18 protein-coding genes are annotated in these 22,300 nt (G+C 72.0%); 12 read left to right on the forward strand and 6 right to left on the reverse strand.

The features are described from left to right. The first annotated feature begins 9 nt into the window (after positions 1-9). From FVE25_RS01810 to FVE25_RS01830, 5 genes are all read left to right on the forward strand, one after another. Positions 10-1,335 (forward strand): BNR-4 repeat-containing protein, encoded by a 1,326-nt coding sequence (locus tag FVE25_RS01810; protein ID WP_157244606.1) that lies wholly within the window; start codon positions 10-12, stop codon positions 1,333-1,335. After that, positions 1,332-2,513 carry a carbohydrate-binding protein gene (locus FVE25_RS01815; protein WP_157244607.1) on the forward strand — a complete coding sequence of 394 codons (1,182 nt, stop codon included), beginning with the start codon at positions 1,332-1,334 and terminating at the stop codon, positions 2,511-2,513. The genes FVE25_RS01810 and FVE25_RS01815 overlap by 4 nt, the downstream gene beginning before the upstream one ends. A 9-nt stretch (positions 2,514-2,522) precedes the next feature. Beyond that, positions 2,523-4,088: a right-handed parallel beta-helix repeat-containing protein gene (locus FVE25_RS01820; RefSeq protein WP_157244608.1), complete on the forward strand. Its 1,566-nt coding sequence runs from the start codon at positions 2,523-2,525 to the stop codon at positions 4,086-4,088. A 62-nt stretch (positions 4,089-4,150) separates the two neighbouring features. Beyond that, entirely contained in the window at positions 4,151-4,537 is a 387-nt protein-coding gene (locus tag FVE25_RS01825; RefSeq protein WP_157244609.1) for a VOC family protein, read from the forward strand. After that, a complete protein-coding gene (locus FVE25_RS01830; RefSeq protein WP_157245446.1) occupies positions 4,537-4,908 on the forward strand; it encodes a VOC family protein in 372 nt (123 codons plus the stop codon). Before FVE25_RS01825 ends, FVE25_RS01830 begins: the two co-directional genes overlap by 1 nt. Here FVE25_RS01830 and FVE25_RS01835 read toward each other — a convergent pair. Next, positions 4,895-6,652 (reverse strand): glycoside hydrolase family 36 protein, encoded by a 1,758-nt coding sequence (locus FVE25_RS01835; protein ID WP_246266513.1) that lies wholly within the window; start codon positions 6,650-6,652, stop codon positions 4,895-4,897. The genes FVE25_RS01830 and FVE25_RS01835 overlap by 14 nt on opposite strands. Next, positions 6,653-7,834 (reverse strand): ROK family protein, encoded by a 1,182-nt coding sequence (locus FVE25_RS01840; protein WP_157244610.1) that lies wholly within the window; start codon positions 7,832-7,834, stop codon positions 6,653-6,655. Between the two features lie 71 nt (positions 7,835-7,905). On the opposite strand from FVE25_RS01840, the gene FVE25_RS01845 reads away from it, so the two are divergent. The 3 genes from FVE25_RS01845 to FVE25_RS01855 are packed head-to-tail and all read left to right on the forward strand — an operon-like array spanning position 7,906 to position 12,317. Beyond that, positions 7,906-9,951 (forward strand): alpha-galactosidase, encoded by a 2,046-nt coding sequence (locus FVE25_RS01845; RefSeq protein WP_157244611.1) that lies wholly within the window; start codon positions 7,906-7,908, stop codon positions 9,949-9,951. Further along, positions 9,948-11,180, forward strand: a complete 1,233-nt coding sequence (locus FVE25_RS01850) for a Gfo/Idh/MocA family protein (protein ID WP_157244612.1) — start codon at positions 9,948-9,950, stop codon at positions 11,178-11,180. The genes FVE25_RS01845 and FVE25_RS01850 overlap by 4 nt, the downstream gene beginning before the upstream one ends. 6 nt (positions 11,181-11,186) lie before the next feature. Beyond that, positions 11,187-12,317, forward strand: a complete 1,131-nt coding sequence (locus FVE25_RS01855) for an ROK family transcriptional regulator (RefSeq protein ID WP_157244613.1) — start codon at positions 11,187-11,189, stop codon at positions 12,315-12,317. 67 nt (positions 12,318-12,384) lie between these two features. On the opposite strand, the gene FVE25_RS01860 is transcribed toward FVE25_RS01855, so the two are convergent. After that, a complete protein-coding gene (locus FVE25_RS01860; RefSeq protein ID WP_157244614.1) occupies positions 12,385-13,017 on the reverse strand; it encodes a TetR/AcrR family transcriptional regulator in 633 nt (210 codons plus the stop codon). Between the two features lie 86 nt (positions 13,018-13,103). On the opposite strand from FVE25_RS01860, the gene FVE25_RS01865 reads away from it, so the two are divergent. Together FVE25_RS01865 and FVE25_RS01870 are read left to right on the forward strand one after the other, a co-directional pair. Further along, complete coding sequence (locus FVE25_RS01865; protein WP_246266515.1) at positions 13,104-14,258, forward strand: cytochrome P450; 1,155 nt, start codon at positions 13,104-13,106, stop codon at positions 14,256-14,258. Positions 14,259-14,268: 10 nt separating this feature from the next. Then, complete coding sequence (locus FVE25_RS01870; RefSeq protein ID WP_157244616.1) at positions 14,269-14,469, forward strand: ferredoxin; 201 nt, start codon at positions 14,269-14,271, stop codon at positions 14,467-14,469. A 145-nt stretch (positions 14,470-14,614) separates the two neighbouring features. On the opposite strand, the gene FVE25_RS01875 is transcribed toward FVE25_RS01870, so the two are convergent. Next, positions 14,615-16,432, reverse strand: coding sequence for a bifunctional metallophosphatase/5'-nucleotidase (locus FVE25_RS01875; protein ID WP_219825263.1), 1,818 nt, complete (start codon positions 16,430-16,432; stop codon positions 14,615-14,617). Positions 16,433-17,313: 881 nt separating this feature from the next. On the opposite strand from FVE25_RS01875, the gene FVE25_RS01880 reads away from it, so the two are divergent. Then, positions 17,314-17,625 (forward strand): SAV_6107 family HEPN domain-containing protein, encoded by a 312-nt coding sequence (locus FVE25_RS01880; protein ID WP_246266517.1) that lies wholly within the window; start codon positions 17,314-17,316, stop codon positions 17,623-17,625. Positions 17,626-18,229: 604 nt separating this feature from the next. On the opposite strand, the gene FVE25_RS01885 is transcribed toward FVE25_RS01880, so the two are convergent. Beyond that, on the reverse strand, positions 18,230-20,503 hold the full coding sequence (locus tag FVE25_RS01885; RefSeq protein WP_181019420.1) for a xanthine dehydrogenase family protein molybdopterin-binding subunit: 2,274 nt from the start codon (positions 20,501-20,503) through the stop codon (positions 18,230-18,232). 163 nt (positions 20,504-20,666) lie between these two features. Here FVE25_RS01885 and FVE25_RS01890 point away from each other — a divergent pair, with 163 nt between their 5' ends. Further along, positions 20,667-21,107, forward strand: coding sequence for a phosphatase domain-containing protein (locus FVE25_RS01890; protein ID WP_157244619.1), 441 nt, complete (start codon positions 20,667-20,669; stop codon positions 21,105-21,107). 544 nt (positions 21,108-21,651) lie between these two features. Here the strand turns inward: FVE25_RS01890 and bldD are convergent. Beyond that, positions 21,652-22,146 carry a transcriptional regulator BldD gene (gene bldD, locus FVE25_RS01895; RefSeq protein WP_026214021.1) on the reverse strand — a complete coding sequence of 165 codons (495 nt, stop codon included), beginning with the start codon at positions 22,144-22,146 and terminating at the stop codon, positions 21,652-21,654. Between the last annotated feature and the right edge of the window lie 154 nt (positions 22,147-22,300).

The raw sequence follows: 22,300 nt of genomic DNA on the forward strand, positions 1-22,300 counted from the left end.
GAGGACCCCGTGCACCCCACCCGGATCGGCGCCGTCGTAGCGGCGGCCACCCTGGCCCTCGGCGTCTTCACCCCGCCCACGCAGGCCGACCCCCAGCGCTTACCCGGCGGCGCCCTCGTCGCGCAGACCACCGCCACCCACGCCCGCGTCCACAGCGATCGCCGCCCTATGGGCGCGGGCCTGTACGACCCGAAGGCGCGGCGCACCCACGTCTCCTGGATGGGCAAGGACTCCGACGCCTACGTCCAGGACTACGACCACGGAAGCGGACGCTGGAGCACGCCCGTCAAGATCGGCTCCTCCTTCAAGGACAAGCACAACTACCCGGTCATGGTCCAGGCCGACGATGGCCGCCTGCTGGTCTTCCACGGCGCGCACAACTCGCCCCTGCGCCTGGCCACCCGCGCGCTCGACGGCACCTGGAGCGACCGGAGCCTCGGCGACGTGGCGCCCTATCACGCCTCGTACCCGATGGCGCTGAAGGCCCGCAACGGCGACGTCTACGTCTTCTTCCGCGACACGCTCAAGGAGGACGACAGCACGCAGTTCGTCGACGACCGCCCCCTGCAGTACCTCGTGTCCACGGACGACGGCACGACCTGGAAGAGCTCCGGCGAGCTGACCGGCCACCCCTACATCCTCGGCTCCGAGCGCGAGGACAACATGGACGAGGTCTACGTCGCCGAGATGACCGAGCACGGCGGCCGCTTCCACATGCTCTGGACCATGGCCGGCGGAGGCAGGCCGGACGTGCACGGTCACGGCACCCAGATCCACGACGTGTTCTACGCCGTCTTCGACCCGGCGACCCGGCGCTTCTCCACCGCCGCGGGCGAGGACCTCGGCGACCGGCTCGACCAGGGCGAGATGCTGACCAGGGCGATCGTCTGGCGCAGCAACCGCGAGCTGCTGCACGGCACCGGGTTCACCCACTCCGTGCAGGTCATGGCCGACGGCACGCCGGTGATCGTCTTCTACGACAACCAGACCGGCGGGCAGCGTCCCTGGCTCACCGCGGGCCGCTGGACCGGCGGCCGGTGGGAGTTCACCCGGCTCACGCAGGAGTACGGCCTGCTCGACAGCGAGAAGATCGGCCCGCACACGCTCCGGGTGTACACCACCAGGGGCAGCGAGCCGGGCATCACCACCTTCACCCTCGACCGCGGCCGCCACTGGCGCCAGGGCCCGTACGTCTGGACCGACACCAAGCTCCAGAAGGGCAACGTCATCGAGGGCGGCAGGGACCCGGTCCGGATGATCGCCGAGACCAACACCGGCACCCAGGACCAGACCGTGCAGACCGGCAACGTCTACGCCGTGGGAGAGGTTCGATGATGAAGCGGATCGCGGCGGCGCTGGTTCTGCTGGCCGCCTTCACCCCGTCGGCCGCGCAGGCGGCGGGCGAGCGCTGGGAACTGCGCTGGAACCCCAGCCCCTGGCGGGACGGCCTCAACGCCTTCGAGGCGCCGGAGGACGACCGGCGCGGCTCGCACGCCGAGGCCGCGCCGCACGTCTCCACCGAGGGCAACGGCTGGCGCTTCGACATGCACACGATCGACCGCGACGGCAGCGACCGCCAGCGCAACGAGGTGCGCGGCATGCGCGACGGCCGCGGCCGCGCGCTGGAGATGCGCAAGGACGAGACCTGGCGGATCAGCTGGCAGATGTACATCCCCGGCACGCTGGACGCCACGAGCAGTTTCAGCCACATCTGGCAGCTGAAGACCTCCGACATCGGCACCCCGGTCGCCCAGCTCTCCCTGCCGATCAAGGACGGCGTGCAGAAGATCGAGGCCCGCTACTGGACGCTGCCCGACAACGCCACGCACGGCTTCGCCTCCTACGACCTGGAGAAGATCCAGGACAGGTGGGTCACCACCACGGTCGAGATCAAGTCCAGCGACCGGGGTTACATGCGCTGGGTGCTCAAGGACGGGCACCGCACGCTGGTGGACCAGCGGATCGACGACATCGACCTCTACTGGACCGAGGAGCAGTACAACCGTCCCAAGTGGGGCATCTACCGCAGCATCAGAAGCGCCGGGCTGCAGGAGACCCACATGCTCGTGCGCGACCTCAAGGCGTGGACGCTCGGCCCGGTCAATCCGCCGGTACGGCTCCCGCCGCCGGACACCGCGGCCGGCGCCTACGAGGCCGAGCGCAAGGGCACGATCTTCGAGGGCGCCGCCGAGCCGGTCTACTGCCGAATCTGCTCCGGCGGGCTCAAGACCATCCTCATCGGCGGCAACACCTACGACTACACCGTGGTCAAGGGCATCCTGTCGGAGACCGCCGCGACCAGGCAGCTGACGATCCACGCCGTGGTCAACGGCACCCAGGCGTACCGGATCAGCGTCAACGGCGCCGACTCGATCGAGGTGCCCATGACCGGCACGCCGGACAGGATCACCACGGTGACCGTCCCGGTGCCGCTCATCGCGGGCGTCAACCAGATCCGCTTCTTCAACCTCACCGCGCGCACCCCCGAACTCGACAAGATCGTCATCAGCTAGGAGCGGAGCATGGAACTCACCCGACGCGGGCTGCTCGCGGCCGGCGGCGCCCTGGCCGTCGCCGCCGCGGGCGCCCGCCCGGCGCAGGCGAGCACGCTGTGGCAGTCCAGCCTCGTGCGCTACGACCGGCGGGGCCGCCTGGCCTACACCGCCGACGCCGAGGGCAACCGCATCCCCGACTTCAGCCACGCCGGGTACCGCAACGGCGAGCGGCCCCTGCCGCACGTGCGCACGGTCAAGGTCATCCGGCCGGTGGAGGGCGACAACACCGCCCACATCCAGGCGGCGCTCGACGAGGTGGCGGCGCTGCCGCGCGAGCGGCGCGGCGCCCTGCTCCTGCTGCCGGGCCTCTATCCGGTGGCGGGCACGGTGTATGTGCGGGCCGACGGCCTGGTCCTGCGCGGCACGGGCGACGGCGACGACCCGGCCGCGAACACGATCATCAAGGCCACCGGCAACACGCCTGCCAACCGCAACGTCATCGTGGTCGGCGGCGCCGCCGGGGGCGGCTGGAGGGGCGAGGTGCCCGGCACCCGCACCGAGATCACCACCGACGTCGTCCAGGTGGGCGCCCGGGAGTTCCAGGTCGCCGATCCGGGCGCGCTGCGGCCGGGCGACAACATCGTCATCACCCACCCCTGCACCGAGGAGTGGCTGAAGGCCATCGACCACGGCGGCCACGACGTCGGCCCGCCGTGGAAGCCCGGCGAGCACCCGATCCCCTACAACCGCTACGTCCGCGACGTCACCGGCACCACAGTGACCGTCGACGTGCCGGTCTTCAACCACCTCGACCGCGCCCACGGCCCGTCCTTCCTCTACACCTGGGACCGGGCCGGGCTGGTCACCGAGGCCGGCGTGGAACGGCTGCGCGTCGACATCGAGTACACCGGCGACCCCGACCAGGACGAGAACCACGCCTACAACGCGATCTACCTGCTGCGCTGCGAGGACGCCTGGGTGCGCGACTGCACGGCGCTGCACTTCACCCAGGCCGGGTTCGCCACCCAGGAGACCACCCGGGCCACGATCCAGAACTGCCGGGCCCTGGACCCGGTCAGCCAGATCACCGGCAGCAGGCGCTACAACTTCAACACCTACACCTACTCCCAGCAGGTCCTGTTCAAGGACTGCCACGCCTCGAAGGCCCGCCACGCCTTCGTCTCCAACGGCCACAGCACCGTGTCCGGAGTGGTGTTCCTGCGCGGCCTCGCCGAGCACGCGCTCAACTCCAGCGAGGGCCACCGCCGCTGGACGCAGGGCCTGCTCTTCGACGGCCATCGCGACGTCGACCCGCACTACGACTACACGCTCGGCCTGTACAACCGCGGCCGCTACGGCACCTCCCACGGCTGGTCGGCCGCCCACTCCGTGGCCTGGAACTGCGACGTGTCCACCAGCAGGCTGATCGTCCAGAAGCCGCCGACCGCGCAGAACCACGCCATCGGCTGCAAGGGGACGATCACCGGCGACGGCCCGTTCGCCCAGCCCGCGGGCTTCATCGAGGGCGCCAACCGGCCCGGCCTGTTCCCGCCCTCGCTCTACCAAGCGCAATATTTCGACCGCCACCGATGACTTCCGGCCTCCTCCGGGGTCTGCATGGGAAAGGAGACGACGACACAGACTCTGGAGGAGCCATGAGCCCCACCCTTGGCAGCATGCTGCTGGCCAGCACCGACCCCGACCGGCTGCGCGACTGGTACGTCGGCGCGCTCGAGCCGGCCGAGTCGTCCATGGTCGGCGACACCTACCGTTACCTGCGCTTCGGCGCCTTCCACGTGCTCATCGACCAGCGCGACGACGTCAGCGCCAAGAACCCGGAACCGGGCCGGATCATCATCAACTTCGACGTCGAGGACGCCAGGGCGGTCGCCGCCCGCATGGACGGGCTCGGGGTGACCTGGCTGGCCCCGCTCGAGGAACGCGACGGCAACCTGTTCGCCACCGCGGTCGACCCGGACGGCAACTACGTCCAGATCATCCAGCTCAGCGAGCAGACCAAGGCCGAGATGGGGGCTGCGTGATGTTCGGCGACACCAAGGCGTTCAGCGGCTTCTCCGTGGACGACGTCCCCAAGGCCAGGGCGTTCTACGAGGACGTCCTCGGCCTGCGCGTCTCCGAGGAGCACGGCATGCTCACGCTGCACGTGGCCGGCGAGCGCGACATCCTCGTCTACCCCAAGGGCGAGGCGCACCAGCCGGCCACCTACACCGTCCTCAACTTCCCCGTGGACGACATCGACCGGGCCGTCGGGCAGCTCACCGAGCGCGGCGTGCGCTTCGCGCGCTACCCCGGCTTCGAGCAGGACGAAGCCGGCATCATGCGCGAGGGCGGGCCGCCGATCGCCTGGTTCACCGACCCGGCGGGCAACGTGCTGTCGGTCATCCAGGAGTGACCAGCTTCAGCAGGCCGCCGGTGGGCACCGTGATCTGGTGCGTGCCGGCGGCCTCGAACGCGTGCGCGCCCCGGCTCACGACCTCGCCCCGGCAGTCGTACACGGTGGCGGCAGCCGTACCGGCCAGGGGGGAGCGCAGCAGGACGGCGGTGCTGTCGTCGGCGTTGGCCAGCAGGAGCGTGCCCCCGGCCGGGATCTCGACCGGCACCGGCGCGTACCGCGCGGCCACCGTCACGCCGGCGCCCTCCGCGGTGACCAGCGGGTAGTGCAGGTCCGGCCGTGACGGCGTCAGCACGCCGCGCTGGAGCACCTCGGCGTGCTCCTTGACGAAGCCCAGCCAGAAGCGCAGCGCCGCCGTCTGCGCGGCGCTCTGCGCGGTCAGGTCCACCGAGATCTGCGGCACCGCGAACAACACGTTGATCAGCTGCACGGCCACGTGCTCGGCGCTTTCGGCCGGGTGCCACATCAGCATGTCCGCGTGTACGGCCAGCGGCCCGGCGATCAGGCGCAGGTCGATCGTGCGCTGCCGGTTGTGCAGGGCGCTCAGCGGGCAGTCGGAGGCGCGGATCATGGAGGCGTGCCGCCACAGCCCCGGGCTCGTGTACGGCTGGCGCAACTCGATCGGCGCGCCGGCCGGCAGCCGCGCGGCCAGCTCGGCCATGAGGCGGCGCACGCCCTCGTTGACGGTGGCGCAGTCGGCCTCGGGGCCCGGCTCCGGCGGGTTCTCGACGGCAAACTGGTCGATGAAGTCGATCTTGAGGCCGTCGGCGCCCCAGTCGTCCACGGCGCGGGCGAGGTTGCCGGTGATCAGGGCGCGGATGTGCGGGTAGCGCGGGTCGAGGACGACGGCGTTCATGTGGGGCTTGCGGGCCAGGCTGTAGTCCTGGACGCGGTCCCAGAGCGCGGTGTGGCGGCCGGCGAACGGCAGCGCGTACCACAGCAGGTAGGCCAGGCCGTGTGCCTTGACCTTCGCCACGTGCGCCGCCATGTCGGGGAAGGCGGGGGAGGGCCGCCATTCGCCGACGTAGCCGTAGCCCCGGCCCCGGTCGTCGCTGTGCCAGCCGTCGTCCACGATGATCGCCTCGCAGCCGAGCGCGGCGGCCGCCGCCGCCTGCCGTTCCACGCTCTCGGCGGTCACGTGCTGCTGCATCGCGTACCAGGTCGAGTAGGCGGGCACCCGGGCCGCGCGCGGCGCCTGCGGGTGCTCGTGCGCGCCCCACCAGGAGACGACGGCGTCCAGGGCCCGCGCGAAGTGGCCGCCGCCGAAGTCGAGGCGCAGCACCAGCCCCGCGTCCGGGGCCGCCTCGTGCTCGGCCCAGAAGCCGAAGTCGCCGGTCTCCTCCACCACGCCGGTCCTGATGAGCACCGGCCTGACCACCTCGGCCAGCGCGTAGGTGCACAGCGACACGTCCCCGGCCCCGATGAGCGCGCCGACCGGGGCGCCCTTCTCCAGGGACGTCCGGCGCGGCCTGCGCCAGAAGGGCGGCAGGCCCCGGTGCTCGCCGCTGTCGGGCACCCAGAACGCGGTCACGTCCACGCACGGCACCCGCCAGGCCACCCGCACGGCCGCGGGCGCGTCCGGGGTGACGCGCACCTCGGCCACGCCGGGGCCGAGGGCGGCCACCTCCCACGTCAGGCCCGCCGCCGAGCTCGCCTGGGCGGTGAGGTCGCGCACGCCCAGGGGGAACTCCACCACCCGCCCGGCCGCCGCGCTGTCGTGGGGTTGCCAGATGGTCGCGGTCACTCATCTCTCCTGGAGGGTGAAGAGGGTCTGGATGGCGACCGCGGCGGCGCCGCGGGCCCACTGCTCGAACGGCTGGGGGCGCAGCACGAGGCGGCAGTCGGCGGCCGCACCGAATGCCTGCCGGGTGAACGCCTTCCTGACGTCGTCCTCGAAGAGCTCGTAGGCGGCCAGTCCCGGCATGTCGCCGCTGACGATGATGCGCTCGGGCCCGATGAGGTTGGCCATGGCCGCCATCGCCCGGCCGATCGCCTCCCCGGCGCGGGCGAAGACCGCGGTGGCCGCCGGGTCGCCGGCGCGGGCCGCCGCCATGGCCCCGTCCAGCGTCAGCGCGTCGTCGCCGAGCGCGGCGCGGGCCGCCTCGACCACGGCGGGGGTCCCGGCGATGGCCTCCACGCAGCCGTGCCCGCCGCAGTGGCAGGGCGGGCTGTCCCCGCCGACCGGGACGTGCCCGATCTCCCCGGCCACCCCGCGTGCCCCTGCCACCAGCCGGTCCTCGACCACGACCGCGCAGCCGATGCCGAGCCCGACCGTCACCAGCGCGAACGACGAGGCGCCCACGCCCTCGCCGAACCAGTGCTCGGCCACGGTGAGCGCCTTGACGTCGTTCTCGACGGTGACCGTCAGCCCGGTCGCCGCCCCGGCCAGCTCGCCGAGCGGCACCTCGTGCCAGCGCAGGAAGGGGGAGTAGCGCACCAGGCCGGTGTCCTTGTCCACGTCGCCGGAGACGGCCAGGCCCAGCGCGTGGCAGCGCTCGCCGAAGGCGGGGGAGAGCGCGCGCAGCTCGCCGGCCAGCGCGGCCAGCTCGGCCACGACGTAGGCGGGCTCACACCCGGCCAGCGGGCGGTGGGCGGTGGCCACGACGTCGGCGCGCAGGTCGGTGACGACCCCGATGAGGTCGTCGTGGGTGATCTTCACGCCGGTGAAGAACTCGCGGCCGGGCTGGATGGCCAGCGGGCTGGCCGGGCGCCCGGCGCCGGGGCCGGTGCGTTCGGTGGCGGCCATCTCGAACAGGTAGCCGGCGTCGATGAAGGGCCGGGCGGCCTTGGTGACGGCGGCCGAGGACAGGCCGGTGCGCCTGGCGATCTCCACCCGGGAGACGGGACCCTGCGTGAGGACCATGGTGAAGACGGCGGCGGAGGCCGGACTGGTGATCGTGGCCCTCCCGCGCGAGGCATCGAGCATGAGCGCATAGTAGCAGTAATTAACTTCGTCAAGAATTGAATTCGTGGAGGGCCGTGCCTAGGCTCCAGCTCATGAGCCTCGTGACCTTCGACGCGGCGCGCCGCCGCTGGTTGCTCTCCACTCCCCGCACGAGTTACGTCGTCGGGCTCAAGGACGACGACACCCCCGTCTGCCTGCACTGGGGTCCGAGGCTGAGCGCGGACCAGGCCGCCGCGCTGCCCGAGCCCGCCGCCTTCATGGGCAGCAGCTTCGACGAGAGCGGCACCGGCGAGGAACTGCTCACCGAGGCCGGCGCCCGCTTCGGCGCCGCCTCCCTGCAGATCCGCTTCCCCGGCGGCGACACCGGCATCGAGTGGCGCTACACCGGCCACACGATCGACGCCGGCCACCTCACCCTGCGCCTGCGCGACCGCGTCCACCCAGCCGAGGTCACCCTCCACTACCGCCTGCGGCCGGACACCGACGTCATCGAACGCTGGACCGAGATCGCCGCCGAAGCACCCGTCACGCTCCTGCGCTGCGACTCCGCCGCCTGGAACCCGCCCCCGCTGCCCGGCTACCGGCTCAGCCACGCCACCGGCGGCTGGGCGGCGGAGAACACCCTGCGCCGCGCCGAGCCGCCCGTCGGCGAGACCGTCCTGACCAGCCGGCGCGGCATCACCAGCCACCAGGCCAACCCCTGGCTCATGATCGACGCGGGCGAGGCCACCGAGGAGCACGGCGAGGTCTGGAGCGCCGCCCTGGCCTGGAGCGGAAGCTGGCGCATCACCGTCGCCCGCACCCCCGGCGGCCGCCTGTCCTGGACCGGCGGCTTCGGCCACGAGGGCCTCACCTGGCAGGGCGCCGCCTGGACCACGCCGGTCTTCGCGGGCCTCTACTCCACCGGCGGGTACGGCGCGGCCAGCCGTACCTGGCACCACTACGTCAACGAGCACGTACGGCCGGCGGCGCGCGAGACCCGGCCCGTGCTCTACAACTCCTGGGAGGCGGTCGGCTTCGAGGTCGGCGAGGAGAGCCAGAAGCGCCTGGCCGCCCTGGCCGCCCGGGCTGGCGCCGAGGTGTTCGTCATGGACGACGCCTGGTTCGGCGGGCGCACCAGCGACCGGGCCGGGCTCGGCGACTGGTGGCCGAACCCGGAGCGCTTCCCCGGCGGGCTGACCCCGCTCATCGAGGAGGTGCACCGGCTCGGCATGCGCTTCGGCCTGTGGGCCGAGCCCGAGATGGTCAACCCCGACAGCGACCTCTACCGCGCGCATCCCGACTGGGTGATCCACCAGCCGGGCCGGGAGCGCACCGAGCTGCGCCACCAGCTCTTCCTCGACTTCTCCCGCCCCGAGGTGGCCGACTGGGCGCACAAGTGGCTGCACCGGCTGGTCAGCGAGCACGCGATCGACTTCCTCAAGTGGGACTGCAACCGCACCTTCACCCAGGCCGATCCGGGCGAGATGTGGGCCGGGCACGTGCGGGCCGTCTACTCCATCCTCGACCGCCTGCGCGCCGACCACCCCCACCTGCGCGTCGAGGCGTGCTCGGGCGGCGGCGGGCGCACCGACCTCGGCATGATGGCCCGCACCGACCAGGTCTGGACCTCCGACAACGCCGACGCCGCCGACCGCCTGTCCATCCAGCACGGCTTCACCCAGATCTACCCGGCGGGCGCCATGGCCGCCTGGGTCACCGACAGCCCGAACCCGCTCACCGGCCGTCGCACCTCGCTGGCCTACCGCTTCCACGTGGCCATGGCCGGCGTGCTCGGCCTCGGCGGCGACCTGCTCAACTGGAGCGAGCAGGAGCTGGACGAGGCCGCCGCGCTGGTCGGCATGTACAAGGACATCCGTGACGTCGTCCAGCACGGCGAGCTGCGGCGGCTGCGCGGGGCCGTGCAGTACACGCTCGGCGACCGCGTCGTCGTGCTCGCCTACAAGGGCCCGGCGGCGTTCGGCGCGCCCGGGGTGCCGCTGCGCCTGTCCGGGCTGGACCCCGACGCCCGCTACCGCGACGAGGACACCGGCGCCGTTCACCACGGCGTGCTGCTGACCGCGCGCGGCCTGATTCCCCCCTTCCCGCACGACGACTACGCCAGCGCCCTCATCCGCCTGCGTAAGGAGCAGTTGTGACCCGCCGCTACGCCATCGCCGGGCTCGGCCACCGCGCCGGGATGTACGTCAACGCGCTGAAGGGCGACTGGAGCCACGCGGGCGAGCTGGTCGCCTTCTGCGACCCCAACGCCGCCCGCATGGCCTCCTACGACCCGGACGTGCCCGCCTACGGCGACTTCACCGAGATGCTGGCGGCGGCCGCCCCCGGCGTCGTCATCGTCACCAGCCCCGACCACACCCACCACGGCTACGCCGTCGCCGCCCTGGAGCGCGGCTGCGCGGTCATCGTCGAGAAGCCCTTGGCCATCACCGCGGAAGGCTGCGCGGCGATCGCCAAGGCCGCGGGCGAGGTGACGATCACGTTCAACTACCGGTACTCGCCCCGCAACTCCGCGGTGAAGCGGCTCATCGCCGAGGGCGCCATCGGCGAGATCACCTCCGTGCACTTCGAATGGCTGCTCGACACCATGCACGGCGCCGACTACTTCCGCCGCTGGCACCGCGACAAGGCCAACTCCGGCGGACTGCTCGTGCACAAGTCCGGCCACCACTTCGACCTGGTCAACTGGTGGCTGGACGCCGCCCCCGAGACCGTCTACGCCCAGGGCGACCTGCGCTTCTACGGCGAGGCCAACGCCCCGGGCCCGCGCCCGCCGCGCAGCCGCGGCTCCGGCCTCATCGGCGCCGACCGCTACTCCATCGACCTGGCCGCCGACCCCCGCCTCGACCGGCTCTACCTGCGGGCGGAACACGAGGACGGCTACCACCGCGACCAGGACGTCTTCGCCCCCGGCGTCACCATCGAGGACACGATGGCGGTGCTCGTCCGCTACGACTCCCGCGCCATGCTCACCTACTCCCTCAACGCCCACGCGCCGTGGGAGGGCTACCGCGTCGCGCTCAACGGCACCCTCGGCCGCATCGAGCTCGACGTCGTCGAACGCGAATGGGCCGACCCCTCCTCCGCCGCCCGCCTGGGCAAGGGCGCCCGGCGGCTGACCGAGGGCCGCGTGCGCGGCGAGCGGCTCGTCCTCCAGCGGCACTGGGAGCCCGCCCGGGAGATCGAGATCCCCCAGGGCGAGGGCGGCCACGGCGGCGGCGACCGGCTCCTGCTGGACGATCTGTTCGGCACCCCGGCACCGGACCCGCTGGGCCGCCGCGCCGGCCACGTCGACGGCATCCGCGCCGCCGGCATCGGCATCGCCGCCAACGCGTCCATCGAGACGGGCCTGCCGGTACGGCTCTGAGCGCCCATGGACTCCGTGACGCTGACGCCCGCGGCCAGCGCCGTCTTCGCCGCCGTCCTGACCCGCGGGCCTCTCTCCAGGACCGAGGTGTCGCGGATGACCGGGCTGTCGTCCGCGGCCGTGACCAAGGCCGTGCGGCCCATCCTCGCCGCGGGCTACCTCGACGAACTGCCGGTCGGCCGGGCGGTGCCCGGGTCCGGGCGGCCCGCGGCGCCGCTGGCCGTACGGGCCGAGCGGGAGTTCTCCGCAGGGGTGCGCGTGACCGCGGGCGAGCTGGTCACGGTCGTCACCGACCTGCGCGCCCGCGTGCGCGGCACGCGACGGGTACGGCCGGCCGGCACCGGCCCCGCGGCCGTCGCGGCCGCGATCGCCGAGGCCCTGGCCGCCCTCAGACAGACCCTGCCTCCGGTGCGGCGCCTCGGCGTGGCGGTGCCCGGCGAGGTGGACAAGGCCCCCGGCGTCGTCCGGCGCTGGCCGTCCCAGGGCTGGCGCGACGTGCCCCTGGCCGCGCTGGTGCGCGCGGCCACCGGCCTGCCCGTCACCGTGGAGAACGACGTCAAGGCGCTCACCGTGACCGAGCAGTGGTTCGGCGAGGGTGTGGGCACCCGCTCGTTCGCGCTGGTGACGGTGGGCGCCCGGGTCGGCTGCGGGCTCGTGGTCAACGGCGCGCTGGTCGAGGGTGGGTACGGCGTGGCCGGGGAGATCGGCCACGTCCCGGTGGACGGCGCCGGGCCGCCCTGCGCCTGCGGCGGACGGGGCTGCGTGGAGGCGATCGCCGCCGAGCACGCCATCGCCGCCCGCCGCGGCGTGGACTTCCCCGAGGCCCTCGCCCTGGCCGCCGAGGGGGACCGGGCGGCGCGGGAGGCGTTCGCCGCCGCGGGCCGGGCCGTGGGCAGGGGGATCGCGGCCATGGTCAACATGTTCGGCCCGGAGAAGGTGGTGGTCGCCGGGGAGGCCGTGCCCGGCCTGCTGGCCGAGCACATCAGGGCCGCCTACGGGCCTCAGGCGTTCGGCGCCGCCGGCGGCTGCCCGCTCGTGACCCGGCCGCTGCCGGCGCACGCGTGGGCCAGGGGCGCGGCGGCCGTGACCATCACGGACCTGGTCAACCGGCCTTGGACGGCGCGCGGACGTGCGTGACGGGCTCAGCCCGCGCGGGTCGGCTCCGCGGACGTCCGCGACGGGCTTCAGCCCGCGCTGGAGGGCTTCATCCCGCCTTGGACAGCCCGCGGACGTCCGTGACGCTCTCCAGCCCGCGCAGCGCGAGATCGGTGGCCGTGAACGCGGCCGCCGCGACCTCCTCCAGCGAGTCGCCCTGTTCGACGGCCGCCATCACCGCCAGCTTGGCCGCCCCCACCAGCGAGCCCACCGCCGCCGCCGCCTCGACGAGGGACATCTCGCCCGCGTAGGCCGCGTGCAGGCGCCTGGCCAGCCGCAGCTGGCTGTCGAACAGCAGTCGCAACGCCCTGGCCTGCAGCGCGGGGACGGACATGACCAGGTGCAGGCGCTCGGGGCTGAGGGCGAGGGTCAGGTTCTCGGGGTCGGCGTGGCGCTCCAGGCTCGCCCTGGCCACCCGCCGCAGCAGCGAGGTGAACGGCTCGCCCGGCTCGCGCTCTCCAACCATGTCGAGCACGTCCTGCAGCCGCTCCTCGCCGTCGAAGAACAGCACGTCCTCTTTGCTGGCGAAGTAGCTGAAGAACGTCCGGGTGGACACGTCGGCCGCCGCCGCGATCTCGGCCAGCGTGGTCTCCTCGTAGCCCTTCTCGGCGAAGAGCCGCAGCGCCGCCGCGATCAGCGCGTGCCTGGTGCGCGCCTTCTTGCGCTCGCGTAGCCCTGTCATGGCGAAACTCTACACCGGATTATGTTTTGCATCCATTGAGGTTTTGCATCAAGTGCGGTTTTCTGGAGTGCATGACAACCTTCCCCATGCGACGGCAGCGTCCGCTCGACCCGCCCGACGAGTTCGCCGTCCTGCGCGCCCAGGACGTCCTGCACCGCATGACCTACCCCGACGGCCACGAGGGCTGGCTCGTCACCGGGTACGGCGCGGCCCGGGCGATCCTCGCCGACAACCGCTTCAGCAACCGCCCCGAACTGCAGCACCAGCCGATCCCGGCCCGGGCGGAGTTCGTGAAGCAGGTCAAGGACGTCAGGCGGCAGCCAGGGATGTTCCTGCGCATGGACCCGCCGGACCACACCCGCTTCCGCAAGCTGCTCACCGGCCAGTTCACCGTCCGCCGGATGAAGATGCTGGAACCCCGGATCGCCGAGATCACCGAGGACCGGCTGGCCGCCATGACGCCCCCGAGCGACCTGGTCAAGGACTTCGCGCTGCCGATTCCGTCCCTGGTCATCTGCGAACTGCTCGGCGTGCCGTACGAGGACAGGAAGACCTTCCAGAGCGCCTCGGAGAGGATGCTCGCGCTCGAGTCCGACCCCGGCGTCCTGATGGGCGCCTTCCAGGAGCTGGCCGGATACCTGGACGAGCTCATCGCGCGCAAACGCGCCGAACCCGACGACGCGCTGCTCAGCGGCCTGCTCGACCTCGAGAACGACGAACTGATCGGGGTGGCGCTCCTACTGCTCGTCGCCGGGCACGAGACGACCGCGAACATGATCGGGCTAGGCACCTTCACCCTGCTGACCAACCCCGGCCAGCTCGCGCTCATGCGCGACGACCCATCCACGGTGGACAGCGGGGTCGAGGAACTGCTGCGCTATCTGTCGATCATCCACGCGGGCCCGGTCCGGGCGGCGCTGGAGGACGTCGAGATCGACGGCCACGTCATCAAGGCGGGGGAGTCGGTCATGATCTCGATCCCCTCGGCCAACCGGGATTCGGGACAGTTCTCCGCACCCGACACCCTCGACGTCACCCGGAAGGCCGGCCACCACCTGTCCTTCGGTCACGGCATCCATCAGTGCCTGGGGCAGCAGCTGGCCCGGATCGAGATGCGCATCGCGCTGCCCGCCCTGCTGCGGCGCTTCCCCACGCTGCGGCTGGCGTGCGAGCCCTCCGAGGTGCCGATGCGCTCTGATATGGCCATATACGGTGTGCATAGCCTCCCGGTCACCTGGTAGAGAGATAACCATGGAGATCAAGGCAGACACGGATGTATGCATCGGGGCCGGGATGTGCGCGCTGACCGCGCCCGCGGTGTTCGATCAGAGCGAGGAGGACGGGACCGTCGTGGTGCTCGTGTCACCCGTTCCGGAAGAGCAGGAGGGCGTGGCGAAGCGGGCCGTGCACGCCTGCCCGTCGGGCGCGATCAGCATCGCGGCGCGGGTGTAGGGGCGGGGCTTGCCGGGTTTGTAGGCTTACCGCTTCGGCGCTTCCAGGCTTTCCGTGCTTTGCGAGTTTCCGGAGCTTTGTAGGGCTTGTAGGGCTTGTAGGGCTTGTAGGGCGCCCTGGGTGGTCAGGGCGCCCTCGGAGGGCCTCAGGGCGCAGTCAGGGCCACCGCGCGGTCCAGGGCGGGCGGGGTGACGGGACCCTTCGCGAGATACGCGCGCAGGGCCTCGTAGTCCCGGCTGCCGCGGACCGCGTCGGTGTAGCCGGCGAAGGCGGTGTACCCGTCGGCGCCGAGCAGGGTGAAGGCGAGCAGGGCCAGCCGGTAGGTCCGGCCGGTGTCCAGGGGCTTGCCGTCGATCAGGACGCGCTCGGGGGCGATCCGGTCGCCGACGGGCCGGCTCGTGTCATACGAGAAGCGGACGTTGCCCGACACCGCGAGCGGGGCGAAGCCGACCGTGCCGTTGGCCTGCGTCTGCCACTGCTGTTCCAGGGCCTGCTCGATCTGGCTGCCCTTGACGCTCACGGTGACGACCGGGTTGGCGTAGCCCCACGCGTTCCAGGACTCGCCGAGCAGCACCGCGCCGTCGGCGTCGGCCGGATCCGCGCCCTTGGCGAAGAGCAGGTCGCCGCGGAGCGACTGGGCGCCCTTGAGCGGCGCCACCGCCAGCATGGCCAGCTCGGCGTCCGCGCTGTCGGCCTTTTCCGCGTCGGCGACCACGTTGCCGAGCGTGCTCTCGCCGTCGGCGTCCCGGGTCCTGGTCAGGTCGCCGGTGATGGTGCCGACCCGGCGGGCGGAGGTCTGCTTCTCCTTGGCCACCCAGTAGTCCACCATCTTCACCATGCCCGGATTCGGCGTGACATCGCGGGTCACCGGGTGGTTCACGGCGGTGGTCGCCTCACGGATCACGTCACGGGTGCGCCGGTCGATCTTGAGGTTGATCTCGTTGATCAGCTTGCCGTGGAACCCCGCCTCGACCACCGGCCGCGGATTCCCCTCCGGGTCGGGCACCGAGCAGACGAACTGGGTGTGCCAGTGCCCGGTCACGATCGCGTCGATCTCCGGCGACGCCTGCCGGGCGAAGTCGAACGCCGGCCCGCTGGGACTGGCGTTGCACCGGTCATAGACGCCGCCCGCCGTACCGCCCTCATGGAGGTTGACCACGATCGCCTCGACACCGCGGCGCTTGAGCTCGGCCACGTACTTGTTGGCCGTCTCCACCAGCGGCAGGTTGTCCAGCGACGGCTGGAACGACGTGGAGCCCTCCACCGTCGTCGGCGTCGTCAGGTTGATGAACCCGACCGGCACCCCCTGGAAGTACTCCACCACATACGGCTTGAGCACCGGGCGCGTGCTGCCCTTGCGCGTGATGTTCGCGGTGGCGAAGTCGAAGCGCGCGCCGCGGAAACGCCGGCCGTCGGAGTCGCGGAAACAGCTGTCCACCTCGCGCTCGCCGAAACAGCGGCCCTTGCCCATGTGCTCGCGCAGGAAGTCCAGCGACAGGTCCAGTTCGTGGTTGCCCACCGCGTTGAAACCGACGCCGATCTTGTTGAAGAACTCGATCGTCGGCTCGTCGGCATGCCGCGCGACCTCGGCGGGCCAGCCGCTGAAGCTGTCCCCGGTGGCGAAGGTCACCGTGTTGCGCTTGCCGGCGCGCAGCTTCTCGAGGTGGGTGGCGATGTACGGCGCGCCGCCGACGACGATCGTCTTGCCCTGGGCGTCCCGGATGGTGCCGTTGGCGGTGTCGTTGTGGGGGCGGATGTAGCCGTGGAAGTCGGTCAGGGAGAGCAGCTGGACGTCGACGTCCCTGCGTCCGTGAGCGGACGATTCCTGGGGTGCTTGGACTTCTTGGACTTCTTGGGGTTCTGGGGTGGTGGTCGGATCTGTGGCGGCCAGGGCGGCGACCTGGGTGGAACCCAGGACGGCCAGGGCCGCGAGGACGACCGCGCCACGAAGGGGGAAACGCACGCAAAGCTCCTATTGTCGGGTGTTGCGCGGTAGATCCTTCGGTTTCCGTCCGTCCGTTTGGTGAAGGCTGCACCACGCCCCGGCAAACGATCATCTACAGGTTTGCTCCGCCGGGCCGGTCTTGGCTGCTTGCGGGCTGGTGGGGTTTGGCCGGGTGGAGTGAGTCGGGTGGGGCTGAACCGGGGCGGGACCGCGATGGTGTCGGCTCGGCGGGGTGCGACGCGGGTGGCCGTCGCCGGTGAACTGGGCGCGGCGCTCGAGGCGCGGGGAGGTGTGTGCGGGGAGGCATGTGTGGCGAACCGGCGCGTAGAGCCGTATGCGGTGGGGCGACGAGCCGGATGGGGCGGTGAGCTGGGTGAGGCGGCGAGTTAGTCGGGGCGGTGAGCTGGGTGGAGCAAGTCAGGTGAGCGATCTTTGCTGGGTGATCGAACCCGTGTTCGCGAATCGGTTGACATCCGAGGTGATCGAAATTATGTTCGATCCTGGATGTGAGGCTCGCGGCTCACGTCTGCAGGACCTGGTCGCGGGTGCATCGCCATCCCCATGGCGGGGCTCCGCGATCAGGGTCCACGGGCGAAAGGGCGCGTCCTCGTCGTCGGCGGAGACGAGTGGGCGCGTCCCGGCCGGACGGGGTGAGGGGAAGCTCCTCGTCCGGCCGCCCGGCGGAAATGTCGGTGGGCTCTGACAGTGTTAGCACCACCGGCGGAAACGCCGGCAGCCCTCATAACCCCAAGGAGGCGCGCAAGATGTCCCGACGGCAGACAGAGACCACCGGCCCCCGGCTGTCGCCCGCGGTCCGGGCACACCTGGCGGATTCACGTGCCTGCCTGGCCGAGGCGACGACGGCCCGCACCCCGGCGACACGATACGTAGCAGCCCATATGGCAGCCCTGAGGGCGGCCGCCGCGGTCCTGGCCGCCCACCCCCGCCCCACGGAGGGCCGCAGACGCCGCCTGCGCAGCGCCTGGGATCTCCTCCCCGAAGCCGAGCCCCAGCTCTCCCCGTGGGCCGCCTACTTCGCGCAGAGCGCCGCCAAGCGCGCCGCAGCCGAGGCAGGCGTGGTCCGCGGCATCTCGGCCGCCGACGCCGACGAACTCCTGGCCGAGGCCGAAACCTTCGTCACCACGGCCGAGACCCTCCTCGGCGCCCCCGCCCAGCCCCAACTCCCCATCGACATCCCCCTCGCCGGCTGACCGCGAGCACGACGGCATGGCCTTCCCCCATGCCCGCTCCCACCGGCGAGGGGGCTCCCACCCAACCCCCAACTCGGCCAACCAGGCACCCTTCCTCGGCCCCTCCCGCGCGCCGCAAACCATCCATGCGCCGCCCGAGCGCGCCGGAAGTCCCGTAGACATTCCCGGCGCCCCTGGCCCGAGGCTCTACGGCGCGCGGATGGCATAGCCCTGCCTCCGGCAGCCACCCTCCTGGACCTCCCTGACCACCCGAGGGGGTTGTCCCGCGCCGCGCGGTGGGATGGAGTACGGCGGAGCCCGGCGCGGCATAACGGCGACCAGCACGGGCCACGGCCCCCGGCCGGCGAACCGCCGTAACGGCGGGCACCACGTCCGACGTGAGAAGCGACCCCCACGACCGACACCAGCCACCAACGACGGGTGGCGCCAACCAGGCCCCGCCGTAAAAGAAAAGGCCCCCCCACCACGGAGGAGAAAGACGTCCGCCGTAACTAGGGGAGTCCGGTGGAGAAGGACATGCGCCGTAACAAGGGAAGCCCGGTGGAGAATGACGCCCGCGATGGACAGGTGACAAGGGAACCCCGCTACGGAGGAGGCGGCCCGTTCAGTCGAGGAGTTTGTCCGGGGTGATGGGCAGGTCGCGGACTCGGATGCCCGTGGCGTTGTGGACGGCGTTGGCGATGGCGGCTGCGGTGCCCACGATGCCGAGTTCCCCGATGCCGCGTGCGCCCAGGTCGCTCAGCAGGGTGTCCGGGTGGTTGAGGAAGTGGATGTCCATGGGCGGGACGTCCGGGCCGGCCGGGATCAGGTAGTCGGCCAGGGTGGCGTTGGTGAATCGGGCGGTGGACGGGTCCAGGTGGAGGTTCTCCAGCAGTGCTTGGCCGATGCCCATGACGATGCCGCCGGCGATCTGGCTGCGGGCGGTCTTCTCGTTGACGATGCGGCCGGCGTCGACTGTGCAGACCCAGCGGGTGACGCGGGGTTCGGCGGTCCAGCGGTGGACGCGTACTTCGCAGAAATGGGCGCCGAAGGAGCGGAAGGCGTGGGTGGTGGAGGAGTTGCGGGGTGAGGTGGCCAACGCTTCGACGGCCGGTGTCTCGATGTCGGTCAGGAACGCGCCGAACGGCATCGCGATGCCGCCGCCCCGGAGTGTGCCGCGGGCGTAGGTGACGCGGTGGCCGGCGAAGGGGGAGCGCGGGTGGCTGGCCGCGAGGTTCAGGAGGGTTCTGGTCGCATCTTCGGCGGCCAGCAGTACGGCGGGGCCGTTCGTGGAGGTGGAACCGGAGCCGCCGGCGTTGGCGGCGGGCGGTGCGGACGAGTCGCCCAGCGAGGGTGTGATGCGGTGGGCGGGGATGCCGAGGACGTCCGCGGCCAGCATGACGAACACGGTGGACTGGCCGGTGCCCAGGTCGGCGGCGGTGCCGGAGACGGTGGCGGTGCCGTCGGACAGGAGGCGCACCTTGATGGCGGCCTGGCCGCGGGAGGCGCCGTGGGTGGCGGTGGCCATGCCGTACCCGACGAGCCAGTCGCCCTCGACGCGGCGGCCGGGGACGGGGTCGCGTTCCGGCCAGCCGAACAGGGCGGCGCCGAGGCGGTAGCACTCGTCCAGGTGCTTGCCGGACCACGGGCGGCGGTTGTCCTGGCGGATGGGGGTGTTGTTCTTCAGGCGCAGGTCGAGGGGGTCGATGCCGAGTTCGGCGGCGAGTTCGTCCATGGCGCTTTCGAGGGCGAAGGAGCCGTTGGACTCCTGCGGGGCGCGCATGATGGTGCCGCAGGGCACGTCGAGGGTGACGGCGCTGCGGCTGACGTGCAGGTTCCGGGAGCCGTAGAGGATGAGGGAGAGGTTGGCGGCGGGCTCGTGGAAGCCGTTGGAGGCGGACTTGCTGGAGACGCCGTCGTTCTTGACCGCGACGAGGGTGCCGTCGGCGGCGGCGCCGAGCGAGACGGTCTGCCGGGTGAAGGGGCGGTGGCCGACGACCGTGCACGTCTGCTCGCGGGTCAGCACGGTCTTCACGGGACGGCCGAGGGCCCGGGCCGCCGCGGCGGTGAGCGGGGTGTGGGCCCACATGCCCCACTTGTTGCCGAATCCGCCGCCGACATACGGGTTGATGACGTGGATCTTGTCGGCTTCGATGCCCAGCGTCTCGGAAAGCCGGTCCACGACCAGGCGGACGCCTTGCGAGGCCGTGTGGACGGTCAGGTGGTCGCCGGTCCAGGAGGCGAGGGTGGCGTGCGGCTCCAGGGCGGCGTGGGTCTCGGCGGGGGTGGTGTAGGTGGCGGTGACGGTGACCGCGCCGGCGGTCAGAGCCTCGTCGATGGAGCCGATGCCGGGTTCGAGGATGTCCGTGACCGGTGTGCCGCCGATCGGGGCGGGGAGGCCGCCGGGGAAGGAGGCGCGGGGCGGCTGCGTGTCGTAGCGGACGCGTACCCGGGCCGCTGCGTCCCTGGCCTGTTCGAACGTCTCGGCCACGACCAGCCCGATCGCCTGGCCGTGGTAGCGGATCTCGGGGCTCTGGATGGGCGGGGTGAGCTCGGCGTTCTCCTCGCGGGCGTAGGGGTGGAGCTTGAGCGGGTTGAACGGCGAATACACCGCCAGCACCCCGGGCGCTTCGGCGGGCACGTCCATCGCCAGGATGGTGCCCTTGGCGACGGTGCTGGTCAGGAGGTAGCCGTGGGCGAGGCGGGCGGGGGTGTGGTCGGCGGCGTAGCGGGCCCGGCCGGTGACCTTGAGCGGGCCGTCCTCCCGGTTCATCGTGGCGGGGCGGGGGCTTGGCGGGTTTCCGGTGGGATTCGTCGCTCGTGGGTCGTGGGTCACCTCGCCGCCTCCCTCGGGGTTCGCGCGGCGGTACGGCGCGGCCGCTTCATCATTGTCGGCCATGGGAAAGCGATTTCCCAGACGGTCTTGATGGGGACACATCCGCTTTCGCTCAGGGCCGATCTGTTCGGCGCGAGCGTCCTTCGCCTGGTCGGGACCGCCGGCCGCGCCAGCCGCACCGGCTGGGCAGGGCACGTGATCGCCTGCTGGGGCTATCGTCGCGTGAATGAGCGATGAACGATTGACCGGCGCCGTCCAACTGCCCGAGGGTGGCGGCTGGGTCCGCGGCCGCGGCTACCGCAAGCCGCTGCCGGGGGGCCCGCAGCCGTCCTATGGGCTGTATCTGGGCTCGGCGCGGGTGCGCAGGAAACTCGACCATGCCTGGGCGCACGACTGGATCGAGTGGCCGGACTTCCTGCTGCCGCGTGACACGCCGGGAGCCGTGCGGCTGATCCGGGCGCTGCACGGGCGGGTGGCGGCGGGGGAACTCGCCGAAGTGGCCTGCGGGGGCGGCGTGGGGCGCACGGGGACGGTGCTCTCGTGCCTGGCCGTGCTGTCGGGCCTCACGCCGGACGACGCGATCGCCTGGACGCGGGCGTCGTATCACCCCCGCGCCGTGGAAACGCCCTGGCAGCGGAGGTGGATCGCCCGCTTTCCCGCCGCCTGATGGGGTTCCCCCTGTTTCGGAGGTCTTTCTCCTCCGTGGTGGGGGGCCTTTTCTTTTACGGCGGGGCCTGGTTGGCGCCACCCGTCGTTGGTGGCTGGTGTCGGTCGTGGGGGTCGCTTCTCACGTCGGACGTGGTGCCCGCCGTTACGGCGGTTCGTCGGCCGGGGGCCGTGGCCCGTGCTGGTCGCCGTTATACCGCGCCGGGCTCCGCCGTACTCCATCCCACCGCGCGGCGCGGGACAACCCCCTCGGATGGCCGGGGCGCCTGGCAGGGCAAGTCCGCCGGCGGCACAAATCCGCGGGCTGCCAGGCTGCGGGGACCCAAGCTTCCGGGCCAAGGCTGAAGGGCGAGTAAGCCGCGAAGCGGCCACGTCGCGAGGCCGGGCCAAGCCGCGAGGCGGGCAAAGGTGCCGGGTGGGCAAGGTGCCCGGTGGGCACCTGGTGGGTGGCCGGGGACGCCCGCCGGGACCGCTCGGGACAGCCGCCCACCGGGGTGAAGTAGGGCGCGCCTGGGAAGGCGGGCGCGCCCTTGTGGTGCAAGTGGTCAGAACGACTCGACGGCCCGGCGGGCCTCGGCGTCCAGGACGCCCCAGCTGATCAGTTCCTCGGTCAGCTCACTGGGCGACTTGTCATAGATCACCGCCAGGGAGCGCAGGTCCTCCTGGCGGATGGAGAGCACCTTGCCGTTGTAGTCCCCGCGCTGCGACTGGATGGTCGCCGCGTAGCGGGCCAGGGCTCCGGCCTTCTCCTTGGGGAGCGTGGCCAGGCGCTCGAGGTCGATGACAAGCTTCGGGGTGGGGCCGAGCGGGCTGGGAGCGGCGCCGCCCGGGAGGAGCTCGGAGACGGGAACCCCGTAGAAGTCGGCAAGCTCGGCAAGCTTCTGCACCGTGACGGCGCGGTCGCCACGCTCGTAGGACCCAACGACCACGGCTTTCCAGCGTCCGCGCGACTTCTCCTCCACTCCGTGCAGGGACAGCCCCTGCTGGGTGCGGATGGCGCGGAGTCGTGCACCCAGCGACTTGGCGTACTCAGACGGCATCGTGTGGCCCCCCGGCTCTCGTATGTACTTGCCTCAGTAGATTCTCCTCCCACGCGCCGTATGCCCCGGCCACCGGGGGGTCTGGTGCCAAGCTCGGCACCATCGGTAGCCATGGCCCCGGGTTTACCCCAGAACGCCACGTGGAGTGGTTACG

Source organism: Nonomuraea typhae (assembly GCF_009760925.1).
GTDB lineage: Bacteria > Actinomycetota > Actinomycetes > Streptosporangiales > Streptosporangiaceae > Nonomuraea > Nonomuraea typhae.